General features: G+C 71.4%; 7 protein-coding genes. 1 reads left to right on the forward strand and 6 read right to left on the reverse strand.

The features are described 5' to 3' along the window. The first annotated feature begins 314 nt into the window (after positions 1 to 314). On the forward strand, positions 315 to 1,580 hold the full coding sequence (locus tag TsocGM_RS17935; protein WP_126726840.1) for a vWA domain-containing protein: 1,266 nt from the start codon (positions 315 to 317) through the stop codon (positions 1,578 to 1,580). A 130-nt stretch (positions 1,581 to 1,710) separates the two neighbouring features. On the opposite strand, the gene TsocGM_RS17940 is transcribed toward TsocGM_RS17935, so the two are convergent. From TsocGM_RS17940 to TsocGM_RS17965, 6 genes are all read right to left on the reverse strand, one after another. After that, positions 1,711 to 2,991 carry an FHA domain-containing protein gene (locus TsocGM_RS17940; RefSeq protein WP_126726841.1) on the reverse strand — a complete coding sequence of 427 codons (1,281 nt, stop codon included), beginning with the start codon at positions 2,989 to 2,991 and terminating at the stop codon, positions 1,711 to 1,713. A 127-nt stretch (positions 2,992 to 3,118) separates the two neighbouring features. Continuing rightward, positions 3,119 to 4,624, reverse strand: a complete 1,506-nt coding sequence (locus TsocGM_RS17945; RefSeq protein WP_126726842.1) for a DUF1501 domain-containing protein — start codon at positions 4,622 to 4,624, stop codon at positions 3,119 to 3,121. A 172-nt stretch (positions 4,625 to 4,796) separates the two neighbouring features. Further along, entirely contained in the window at positions 4,797 to 5,837 is a 1,041-nt protein-coding gene (locus tag TsocGM_RS17950) for a glycosyltransferase family 2 protein (RefSeq protein WP_126726843.1), read from the reverse strand. Between the two features lie 61 nt (positions 5,838 to 5,898). Further along, positions 5,899 to 7,272: a hypothetical protein gene (locus TsocGM_RS17955; protein WP_126726844.1), complete on the reverse strand. Its 1,374-nt coding sequence runs from the start codon at positions 7,270 to 7,272 to the stop codon at positions 5,899 to 5,901. Between the two features lie 304 nt (positions 7,273 to 7,576). Then, positions 7,577 to 8,977 (reverse strand): DUF1552 domain-containing protein, encoded by a 1,401-nt coding sequence (locus TsocGM_RS17960; RefSeq protein ID WP_126726845.1) that lies wholly within the window; start codon positions 8,975 to 8,977, stop codon positions 7,577 to 7,579. Positions 8,978 to 9,250: 273 nt separating this feature from the next. After that, positions 9,251 to 11,881 (reverse strand): DUF1592 domain-containing protein, encoded by a 2,631-nt coding sequence (locus TsocGM_RS17965; protein ID WP_158633615.1) that lies wholly within the window; start codon positions 11,879 to 11,881, stop codon positions 9,251 to 9,253. Between the last annotated feature and the right edge of the window lie 352 nt (positions 11,882 to 12,233).

Raw genomic sequence — 12,233 nt, forward strand, 5'->3', positions numbered from 1 at the left:
CCTCTGACCTCTGACCTCTGACCTCTGACCTCTGACCTCTGACCTCTGACCTCTGACCTCTTGCCTCTCTGACCTTGTGCCCGGCCGCGCCTTTGGCTGAAATGGGAGAACGCGGAGAGCACGATTCATGTCCGACCTCCCCGCGCTTCTTCGACTGCCTAGATTATTCCCCGCCCCAGGACGCCCCCAGGCATCCCCCAGGGCGATCCGTCCCCTCCTGACTTCCAGCCCGGCCGCCAGGATCGGCGACCCGGCTCCCGGGCGATTGCCCTACTGTCCCTTTGCGTCTCTTGCCGTCGCGACGGAGGATCGTCATGCAATCCCCGCACATCGAGGTCATCGCCAGGAAATCAGCGATCTGCTCCGACGCCACGGTGTCGCTTGATCTGCTCGTGAAGATCACGCCCCCCCGCCCCGACCGCCCCCCCACCCGCCCCCGGCTGAACCTGGCGCTGGTGCTCGACCGCTCCGGCTCGATGGCCGCCTCCCGGAAGATCGACTACGCCCGGGAGGCCGCCTCCTTCGCCGTCGCTCAACTGCTGACGGAGGACCTCGTCAGCATCACCACCTTCGACGACCAAGTCGAGACGATCGCCGAGAACGCCCCGGCCGTCGACAAGCCCGGCCTCCTCCGCAAGATCGCCCTGATCACCCCCCGCTCCTCCACCAACCTCCACGGCGGCTGGGCCGAGGGGGTCCGCCAGGCCGAGGCTCACCGCATCGAGCGGGGCCTCAACCGAGTGCTCCTGCTCTCCGACGGCCTGGCCAACGTCGGCCTGACCGACCCCAACGCCATCGCCCTGGAGGTGAAGTCCGCCTCCCTGCGCGGCGTGGGCACCACCACGATCGGCCTGGGAGACGACTACAACGAGGACCTGCTCGAGGCCATGGCCCGAGCCGGCGACGGAAACTATTACTACGTCGAATCGCCGGCCATGCTCACCGACCTGTTCCAGACCGAGCTGCTCGGCCTCATGGCCACCGTCGGCCGGAGCGTCCGGCTGGCGATCGAGCCGAGCCCCGGCGTCGTCGTCTCCGACGTGCTCAACGACCTCCAGCGCTCGGCCGACGGCCGCCTGATGCTGCCCAATCTCGTCGCCGGCATGCCGGTGCTCGTCCTGATCCGCCTCTCCGTCCCGCCTCAGGCCAGGCCGGGCCCCCTGTGCGCCTTCCTCCTCTCGTGGGATGGCCCCGAGGGGGGCATCCGCTTCGAGCGGCCCGCCTCCTACGCCGCCCCCGAGACGATGCCCCTGGAGTGGTGGGCCGGCATGCCCGAGCACGCCGAGGTCGTCGAGCAGGAGGCCCTGCTCATGGCCGCCCGCGCTCAGAAAGAGGCCGCCCTCGCCATCGACCGCGGCGACATCGCCGCCTCCCGGGCCCTGCTGAAAGACGCCGCTCGATGGGTCAACGCCGCCCCCTGCACCTTCGCCATCGCCGAGGAGAGCCGAGCCATCTCCAGCACCGAGGCCGCCCTGGAGATGGGTGACTACACCAAGACATCAAAGCGCGCCAAGTACCGTTCCTACGCCCACGGGCATAGCCGCCCCACTCCCCCCGAGCCCAAGCCGCCGGCCAGCTGAGCCCGGATCCCGCCCACGACCAGGGCTCCGAGGATGGCCAGGGCCGCGTCGCCCCGAACCAACGGCCGGTCATCCTCGAGCGCCGGAGCACGGCCTCGCCCCTCGATCTCGCCCCACTCCGAAGCCCCGATCAGGGCGACCCGCCGCCTCCTCCTCCGCCGCCGGCAAGCCGGCCGAGCAGGCGTTGCCAGCGCCCCTGGCGCTCCCGCTGCAGTTCGTTCAGCCGGGCGATGATCCGGGCCTGGGCGGCTCGGTACTCCTCGGGGGCCCCCCGGGCGGTCGGCCGCAACCGGGGATCAATCGGGTCGGGCGCCGGGTTGGGCCTCGGCTCCGCCTCCGAGAACTCCGGCGGGTCCCCCTCGACTCGATGGCGGCCCAGCTCCTCGCGAAGCGAACGCACCTCCCGGGTCAGCCTCCGGATCTTCCGAAGCTCCCGGTCGACCAGCCCCTGCTGATCGCGGTGCAGCCGGACAAACACCGACATCATCTCCATCATGGAATGATGGTACTGATCGAACAATTGCTGCTGCATGAGCGCGAACTGGTCGATCAGGGGGGCGATCATCGCCCGGGTGGCGAGGTCGGTCTCGGGAAGGTCGAGTTCGATGGCGACCGGCTCGGGCAGCGGGGGCAGCGAGGAGAGCGCGTTGGTTTGTTGGGGGATGGGGCCGGGCAGGGCCAGGGGGAGCGGCCTCGAGGGAGCGTGCAGGCCCGGCGGCCGCGCCGGCTCGATCCGGACGGCGAACCGAAAGCGGCCGACCTGGAGTTGGTCCCCGTGCCGGATCGGGGCCCAGGGTCGCCGGGAGCCATTGACCTCGATGCCTCCCCGGCCGCAGAGGTCGACGATCCAGCAGGTCTCACCCAGACGCAGCAGAGCGCAATGCAGTCGGGAGACGCTCAGGTCCCCCAGGTTCAGGCGGCAGTCCGGCCCGCGACCGACGGTGGTCAGGGTGCGGTCGATCGGGAGCCGGTGCCGGCCGCTGCCCGGCTCTCCCTGGTCCTCCAGCCAGACGAGGGAGGAGGTCGCCGTCGGGTCCCCCAGGGGATCGGAAAGAGGGGCCAAAGAACCGCCCGGGTCGTCGAGCCCGATGCGAAACGGGCCGATCTCGACCGGCCGGCCCGGCTCGATCCAGCCGGATCGCCTCGGGACGCCTCCCCAGCTGATCGCCGATCGGCTCCCCAGATCCAGGCAGAACGGCCGGCCGCCGATGAGTTGCAGCAGGGCGTGCCGGCGGCTGACCTGGGGGTGATCCAGCACCAGGTCGGCCGGGGAGGCGCGGCCGACGATCGCGAACGGCCGCCTCAGGAGCCGCTCGGTGGGCTCGCGACAGCCGCGCTCCCAGATGAGCAGGCGGAACGGTGCCGATGCGCCGCTCGCTTGCCAGAAGCGTTCGAGACCTTGGTGTGCCACGGTGCGTCGCCTCGGATCGTCGAGGGCCCGAAGGTGATCACACCATTCTACCAGAGAACGCCGGCATGGTGGCCGATGCGATCGGAAGGGGGGGGGGGGGGGGGGGGGGGGGGGGGGGGGCCGGGGATCAGGCGAGGGCCTCGGCGATGACGCGGGCCTCGGCCACCAGGGGGAGCGGGCGGCCCTGGAGGTCGGTCCACTCGGAGGCGGGGTCGATCCCGAGCAGGTGGAGGATGGTGGCGAGGACGTCCTTGGGAGAGACGGGGTGCTCGGCCGGGTCGGAGGCGATCCGGTCGGACTGGCCGACGACTCGGCCCCGGGCGATGCCGCCGCCGGCCAGGAGCAGGGAGTAGCAGCGCGACCAGTGGTCTCGGCCTCCCCCCCGCGTGTGGCTGATGCGCGGGGTGCGCCCGTGTTCGGAGAGGACGGCGACGAGCGTCTCGTCGAGCAGGCCGCGGCGGTCGAGGTCGACGAGCAGGCCGGAGAGGGTGCGGTCCAGCCCCGGGAGCAGCTCGTCCTTCATGCGGGGGTAGTGGTCCCAGTGCGTGTCCCAGCCGGTGCCGGCCAGGCCGTACTCGTCCCAGAAGACGGAGACGAACCGGCCTCCGGCCTCGACCAGGCGGCGGGCGGTCAGGCTGGCCTGGCCGAAGAGGGTCATGCCGTAGAGGTCCCGGGTGGAGGGGGATTCCTCCGAGAGATCGAAGGCGCGGGCCAGCGAGCCGGAGCGGACCATGCCGAGGGCTATCGCGCGGTGCTCGTCGAGCCCGGTGCGCTCGATCGCCTCGTCGAGGGCGGGCCGGGCACGCTCGATCTGCTCCAGGAGGGAGCGGCGGCGGTCGAGGCGGTCGATCGTCAGCTCCGGGGGCCGGCCAGTGACCTCGGCCAGGCGGAAGCGGCCGGCGGGGTCGATGCCGCGATACGGCTCGGGCCCCTCCCAGACCTTCTCGGCGAGGGTCTTGCGGGTGGAGACGGTCCCCTCGCCGTCGAAGTCGGCCCAGACGGGGTCGGCCGACGGGCCGAGGAAGCCGCCGTACGGGCCGGCCCGAGCGACCTCTCCCACGCGACGGGCGCTGAAGGCCCAGGGGAGGCCGATGTTGCGGGGGACGGCAGGGACGGCCCCCTCGGGGGCGGAGCGGCGGTCGACGGCCTCGACGACCGAGCCGATGTAGGGCCAGTGGCGGGGGTCCCTCGGGTTGAGCTCCATCGGCAGCTCGATCCGGGGGATGCCCGTGGTGGCGAAGGCGACGCCGTGGATCGGGTACGGGTGGGTCACGGAGCGCAGGACCGTCACCTTGTCCATCACCCGGGAGAGCTCGGGCAGGCCCTCGCCGAGATTGAGGCCGGGCACGACGCTGGAGATCGTCCCCAGCTCGCCGCGGATCCCCTCGGGGGCGTCGGGCTTGGGGTCGAAGGTCTCGAGCTGGCTGGGGGCCCCGTACAGGTAGAGCAGGATGCAGGACTTCGCCCGGCCGAAGCCGGGCAAGGGGGACGATCCCCCCGAGGCGACGGCCGGCGTCCCCCGGCCCCCCAGGCCCAGGCCCAGGCCGAGCAGCCCGAGCGAGCCGACGTGCAGCAGGTCCCGCCGAGTCATCCCGTCGCAGAGCCGCTTCGGGCCGCCGAGCACCCGGATCATGGGGCATCCCTCTCGGTTCGGGAGGCGTCGCTGTTCGACAGGCGTTCAACAACGCCCAGTTCTACCACCGATTCCGCGGTCGGGGAAGGCGCCATCCCCGGGGGAATCGGGTGCCGGCCGGCGCGGCCGGCCCTCCGGGGCGAACCGAACCCCGGAAACCGGGCGAACCGGCTCAGAACGAGTCGTCGCGAGGGCTGTCGCTGTCGCTGTCGCTGTCGCCGTCTCCCTTCCGGGGAGAGGCCGGAGCGCCGACCGGGGTGGGGCCGGCCGTCGGCTGGCCGACGACCTCTCGGACCAGCGCGATCGGGCGGGCGCGGACCTCGGAGCAGGTCCGGACGACGTACTCGCCGACGATCCCCAGGCAGAGCAACTGGACCCCGGCGAAGAACCAGATGGACACCATCAGGCTGGCGAAGCCGGGGGGGAACTGCTCGGGGGCGAGGTAGAACCAGACGACGTAGCTGATGGCGATGAGGATCGCCACCCCCGAGAGCAGGAAGCCGGCCATCTGGATCAGGCGAACCGGCAGGTTGGTGAACGAGAAGAGGCCGTCGTAGGCCAGGCCCAGCAGCTTCCGCAGCGTGTACTTCGGCGCCCCGGCGAAGCGGGCGGCCCGCTCGTAGGGGACTCCCACCTGCTGGTAGCCGACCCAGGCGCGCAGACCCCGGACGAACCGGTTCCGCTCGGGAAGGGTGAGCATCGCCTCGACGACCCGGCGGCGCATGACGCAGAAGTCTCCGGTGTCCAGCGGGATGTCGATGGCCGACAGCGCCCGGAGCATCCGGTAGAAGGTGAAGTAGGCGGCCCGCTTGAAGAGGTGCTCCTTGCGCTTGCTGCGGATGCCGTAGGCGACGTCGGCGCCGTGCTCCAGAGCGTCGATGAGCGTGGCGATGGCCTCGGGAGGATCCTGCAGGTCGCCGTCGATGATGGCGACGACGGAGCCCCGGGCGTAGGTCAGGCCGGTGGAGACGGCGGCCTGGTGGCCGAAGTTCCGGGTGAGGAAGATGCCTCGGTAGCGGGGATCCCGGGCGGCCATCTGGCGGATGAGGTCCTCCGAGGCGTCGGCGCTGCCGTCGGAGATGAGCAGGAACTCGCAGTCGTCGAACCCCAGCCCCTCGACGGCCGAGGGCAGGCGGCGTTCCAGCTCGGGGAGGGTCGCCTCCTCGTTGTAGATGGGGACGACGACCGAGAGGAGGGACCGATCCAGCATCATGACTCGCCCTGAAGTCGACCGGGGTGCGGGGTTGCTCGGCTCGGGAGCCGTCGCCGGGGGTTCACCGGCGATGGCCGACGGCCTCGGGTTCGAGGGGGCCGGGGCCCTCGGCCTCGACGTCCCGGTCGGGAGGGCCGACCGCCTCCCGGATCGGTGCGCCGGAGAGCCAAGCCGCCGCGTAGCCGGCCAGAGCGGCGACCATCGGAAGGCTGGTGAAGTGGTAGCGGTCGAACGCCGTGGTGATCACGTAGACGGCGGAGAAGTAGCCCCAGAGCACGATGGCCGGGTGTCCCGCCCACCGGATCGGCCCAACCCGGACCAGCAGCAGGCCCGAGCCAACGAGCGCGGCCGCCAGCACCGCCAGCCAGTAGGCGGAACTGGCCGCCTTCAACGGCGTAATCACCCCCGGCCCGAACCGGTCCCGAAGCCCCTGCTCGTTCCAGACGACCGTGATCGTCTCCCGGTCGTGCAGGAGCACGACCCGACGGGCACACCGGCCCAGAAACGCCAGGGGCTGGCTCCGGATGTAGTCGAGGGCCACGCGCTTCTTGGCCGAGGAGAGCTCGGCCTCGTTCAGCTCCGAGGGGTCGGCGCCGATGACGGCCGGATCCCAGTCCGACGGCTCCTCTCCCGGCGGGTGATTGCCGTTCCAGAGGTTGGTGCCGCCGCTGCTCTGGAGAATGACGGGCTGGCCGAAGGCCCGGTAATTCCGGGCGGTCCAGGGGGCGATGAGCACCGCCATGACCGCCAGGCTCGTGGCCACCTCGACGGCCAGCCGGGGCACCTCGGCTCGGGGCCGATCGGCCGAGAGCAGGCGGCACCAGGCCATGACCATCGGCAGCAGGGCGCCAATCGGCCGCGTGTAGGCCAGGGCGGCCATCACCGGGCCGAGCGCCAGACCCCGGAGCATCGGCCGGGACGCCGGGAGCCGGCCCCAGCCCAGGAGCATCAGGACCAGCAGGAGATTGAACAGCGGCTCGCTGAGCAGCAGCGTGGTGCTCTGGATCTGGCTCGGCCAGAGCGCCAGCGCCAGGCCGGCCACCCAGGCCGCCCGACGGCCGAACCACGACCGGGTGAGCACCGCCGTCAGCACCACCCAGGAGACGCCGACAACCAGGTTCGTCGCCAGGATCGCCGTCCGACCCGGCCCCAGAAGCAGGTACGCCAGGGCGTACAGCGCCGGGCCGCCGACGGGCCAGAAGGCGGTCGGCCGATCCGGCTCGAACAGGAAGTAGCCGCCGTGCTCGGCGAGGTTTTTGGCCAGCGTGTCATACGCCCAGGAGTCGGAAACCAGGGCGATCGGCATGGCCGCCGCCCAGGCCGCCCGGGTCGCCAGCGCCAGGGCGAAGACAACCAGCACCAGGCGCTTCAGGTCGGCCGAGTCCGAGTCCGAGGCGGGAATGGGGGCGGGTTGTTCGGTCAGGGACTCGCTCATGGGCCGGACCGTCACCCTCGATCCCGGATCTGCGGTTCTCGCCGCGGCCGGAGGCCGCATCCCGAGGGGATCCTAGGATACGGATCGCCGGGAGCCGATTCTATCCGACCGGGTTCCCCCCCTTCAACCGAAGCTCCGCTCGCGAGTTTCCCGGCGCGAACACGAACCTCGAACTCGAACCGAACGGGGCGGGGCGGAGCCTCGGGTCGTCGAGGCCCCGCCCCGCTCGGCTCGGCTCGGCGGCAGTCGGTCACTGGCCGGTCGGTCGCCCGAGGGCTCCACTCCGCTGCACTCCGCGCCGTCCTCAGAGGTCGCCGAGCCGGCCGGTGGAGTCGCCGAAGCGCTCGAGGTCGGTGAGGCCCATGCGGTCGGCCATGCTGAGGAAGAGGTTCGTCATCGGCTGGGAGCGGTGGTTGACGTACCGCCCCGCGGTCAGGGTGCCGCCGCCGCCGCCAGCGAGGAGGACGGGCAGGTTGTCGTGGGTGTGCCGATTGGAGTCGGCGTTGCCGCTGCCGTAGACGATCATGCAGTTGTGCAGCAACGAGTTGCCGTCGGCGTCCGGGGTGTCTCGGAGGCGAGCGAGGAAGCCGGCGAACTGCTGGACGTACCAGCGGTCGATGTCGGCCAGCTTATCCATCCACTCCTGCTTGTTCTGGTGGTGCGAGAGGTCGTGATGCCCCTCGGGGATGCCGATGAAGTCGAAGGAGCGGTTGCTGCCGTCGTGCGAGAGCAGGAAGGTGGCCACCCGGGTGGAGTCGGTCTGGAAGGCCAGCAGCATCATGTCGTACATCAGCCGGACGTACTCGGCGAAGTCGGGAGGGACGCCCGGAGGGGTGTCGATCCCGGGGTCCTGGACCGGCCCGAAGCGCTCGGCCTGCTCGATGCGCTGCTCGATCTCGCGAACGCCGGTCAGGTACTGGTCGAGCTTGTGGCGGTCGTCCGCGTCGAGCCGGCGCCGCATGGAGCGGGCCTCGTCCATGACGAAATCGAGGACCGAACGCTGCTCGGCCCGTCGCCGCTGGAGGCTGGCGTTGCGCTCGCCGGGAGGCCCCTCGCCGAAGAGGCGCTCGAAGGCGAGCCGGGGGTTGGACTCCGGCGCCAGCGGCGTGGTGGGGGAGCTCCAGGAAAGGTTGAACTGGTAGGCGCAGGAGTAGCCCGAGTCGCACGAGCCGGACTTCCGGGCCGGCTCGCAGGAAAGCTCCAGCGAGGGGAAGCGCGTCAGGTGGCCGATCCGGCGGGCGATCTCCTGGTCGATGGAGACGCCGGCGCGGATGTCGGTGGCGCTCTTGTTCAGGCGAACGCCGGTGAGGAAGGTGCCGTTGCCCCGGGCGTGGTCCCCGGCGCCGTCGGGGCCGGCGACGGCGGTTTTGTGGTCGAGCCCGCCGAGGACCTGGACGAGGTCTCGAACCGGCTCCAGCGGCTGGAGCGTCCGGCTCAAGGCCAGATCCGCCCCCCGCCCTTCCCGCTCGGGCCACCAGGTTCCGGGGATGGCGCCGTTGGGGAAGAAGACGAACGCGGCCCGCAGCGGGGCTCCCGAAGGGGCCGTCGCCAGCATCGGGCCGGCCGGCGCGGCCAGCGCCCCGGAAGGCCGCAGCGACGCCAGGGCCGGCAGGGCCACGCACGCCCCCAGGCCGCGAAGGAACCGGCGCCGGCTCAGGCCGGGGTTGGCGGCAATCGGGTCGAGGCGGTCGGGTCGGAGGGGCATGGCCTGGCCTCCCGGGGTTGGGAATGGGGGAACGCCGATCGCTGTCGGCCAAGAACCGGAACGCGTGCGGAATGGTCGATCTCGGGTCCGGGGGAGGGTAACGGCGGCTGGGGGGCGAATCCCGGAGGGCGAAGGGGCGTCCAACCGGGGCTCGTCATCCTCCGACACCCGCCTGATGACCCCAGCGCCGCGTCAACCGTCTCCGCCTCGGGTCATCCGGGCATTTTCCATTGACTCCGATCACTTCACTTCACTTCACCCCGAGGGGGTTGCTCATTCGCCCCCGACCGGCGTTCCCGGCCCCGGTTCGAGGCCGGCGGCGGCCTCGGGGGAGGAGGGGGAACGGCGGCGCTGGAACGAGGGGGATTCGATGATGCCGGCGATCAGGGCGGACGGCCGGCCGCCGGCGGCCTCCAGGCGATCGACGAGGGTGTCGACGGTCTGGACGTCGGGGGCCTCCAGGCCTCGGCCGAGGGCGTAGGTGAGCAGCTTCTCGGTCAGGCAGCGGTAGAAGTCCCGGCGGCGGTCCTCGGCCAGCACGCGCTTGAGTTCCTGGACGCTGGCGAACGACTCTCCGGTGATGAGCGTGCCGGCCGGGTCGATCGGCCCGCTGCGATCGACCTCTCGGTACATGCCCAGGGCGTTGAAGTTCTCCAGGGCCAGGCCGAGCGGGTCCATCCGGTTGTGGCAGGAGTTGCACAGCGGTTGGCTGCGGTGCAGCTCCAGGGCCTCGCGCAGGGTCGGTGTGCGTCCCTCGATCCCCTTGCCGGCCTCTTCCAGCGAGGGAATGTTCGGCGGCGGAGGGGCGGGAGGAGTGCCGAGGATGTTCTCCAGGATGAACAGGCCGCGCTTGACGGGGGACGTGCGGTCGGGGTTCGACGTGACCGCCAGCACGGTCCCCTGGGTGAGGATCCCCCCCCGGGGGCTGTCCGGGGGCAGGTCGACTCGGCGCATCTCGTCTCCCTCGATCCCCTCGATGCCGTACAGCTCGGCCAGGCGCTCGTTGAGGAACGTGTAGTCGCTGTCGAGCAACTCGACGAGGCTGCGATCCTCCCGGACGACGTGCTCGAAGAGCAGCTCGGTCTCTCGGCGCATGGCGCGGCGGAGCTCGCCGTCGAACTCGAAGCGGCGGAAGCGCTCGAAGGAGCGGCGGAACTCGTCCCGGATGCGTTCCAGCTCGGCCTTCTCGTCGTCGGTCAGCTCCTCGGCGGGCTTCTGGCGAAGCTCCCGGAAGCGGTCGCGGCGGCGCTCGGCCTCGGGGTCCTCGGGGCGATCCCGGGAGAGGACGGCGAAGGCGTTGATCGGCACCCCCTCCACGTCCCGGACCTGGAGCCACTGGCCGACGAAGTTGCGGAGGAACTGATCGGAGCGGCGGTCGGCCAGCATCCGGTCGACCTGCGCCGCCAGGTTCTCCCGGAGCGTGCCCTGCTCGGCCAGGCGGAACAGCTCGTCGTCGGGCATCGTCGACCAGAGGAAGTACGACAGGCGGGAGGCCAGCGCGTACTCGTCGATCAGCGGGAACGGTCCGGTCGAGCCCGGCTCGATCCCTTCCTCGCGGAAGAGGAACCGGGGGGAGGCGAGCACGGCGACCATCGCCTGGGCGACGCCGGCCTCGAAGGTCCGGCCCTCCTCGGACGCGACGGCCAGGGCCAGGTCGGCGAGCCGGTCGGCCGTCTCGTCGCCGACCGGGCGGCGGAAGGCCCGGGAGGCGAACCGGGAGAGCAGCGCCCGGGCGTACTGGCGGCGGGCGTCGGGGTCGTCGGGGACGGGCTCGGGGAAGAAGCGGTCGTAGTTCGCCGGCCGGACGAGGTACTTTTCGTCGAACGGTCCCCGCACCGTCAGCTCGTCGATGCGGAGGGTGAGCGAGCCGACCTGCTCGGCGTCCGACTCGACCGGCTCCAGCTCGACCGACAGCTCGTGCGGGCCGGCCTCCCAGTCGCGGTCGAATTCGAGGCGGTACGAGGCGCCGGACTGCCGGGTGAACTCGCGGCGGAGCAGCTCCTCGCCGTCGGCCCGGAGGGTCACCAGGCAGGAGTTCAGGTCGGGCTGACCCGCGACGTACTGCTCGTGCGCCGAGAGGGAGAAGATCAGGTGGTAGCGGGCGTCGTGCGGGACCTCCACGGTGGTCGAGACGGTCTTCGGCTCGTCGTAGGAGAGCGACCGGGAGCCTCGCCTGCTCCGGCGATCGTCCGGCTCCTCCTCCTCTCCCTCGGCCCGGAAGCGGGAGCCGGGGAGCTTCCGCTCGGGGACGATCCCCGAGGTGGTGGGCACGACCCGGCCGATGATCTCCTGGGCGGCGGCGATGTACTTCTCCATCAGCAGCGGGGAGATGGTGAGCACCTCGCCGATCGTGTCGAAGCCGTGGCCGGTGTCGTCCGGGGGGAACTCGGCGGTGGTGTCGTAATCGACGCCGATGAGGTCCCGGATCGTGTTGCGGTACTCGACCCGGTTGAGGCGGCGGACCGTGACCCGGCCGGGGTCGGGCTGCTCGGGGTCGATGCCGAGGGCGCCGAACTTGATCCAGTCCTGGAGCAGCCGCTCCTGCTCGTCCGAGGGCCTGGGCTCTCCCAGCGGCGGCATCAAGCCGGATCGGACGTTCTTGAGGACGGCGAGCCAGGTTTCCTGGCTCCCGGCGGCCTTCCAGTCGTCGGCGGCGGCGAGGCCCTCGAGATCGACGCCGCCCTTGGTGATCCCCAGGCCGTGGCAGGAGTAGCAATGATCCTCGAGGATGGGCAGGATCTGCTCCTCGAAGCGATCTCGGCTCCAGGGCTCCTCGCCGACGGCCTGGAGGGCGGGGCCGGACCAGACGAGAATCGCCAGCGGCAGCAACCGAGGGGCGATCGCCCGGAAGGATCGGGGCCTGGACGGGGCGGGCGCCCCTCGTGTCTCGGGGTCTCGGATCATGCGCTTCTCACCGAATCGCGATCCTGGGAGATCAAGCCGACAGGGGGAGCGGTCCCGATGGAGGGGCATCCGCAGTGTACTCGATCGACACCCGTTGAACACCCCTCCCAGGATTGATCATCGGCGCAGGGGTCGGGCGGATGGAGTCCCCCGGGAGAGTTGAGCGACAGCGAACCGGCCGTCGCTCCCGATTTCCCTCCCCTCGGTCAAACAATGCTCGGAACCCGGCGCGATCCGGCCCGAACGAGCTGGCCGATGCGATCCGTCCCCGATCGCCGAGGACGGCACCGGGGGGGAGGTCCTCCCGCCGCCGGCGCGTTCCGGATATCCTTGGCTCCCTGGGTGTTCCGTC

Origin of the sequence: Tautonia sociabilis (genome assembly GCF_003977685.1) — a bacterium.
GTDB lineage: Bacteria > Planctomycetota > Planctomycetia > Isosphaerales > Isosphaeraceae > Tautonia > Tautonia sociabilis.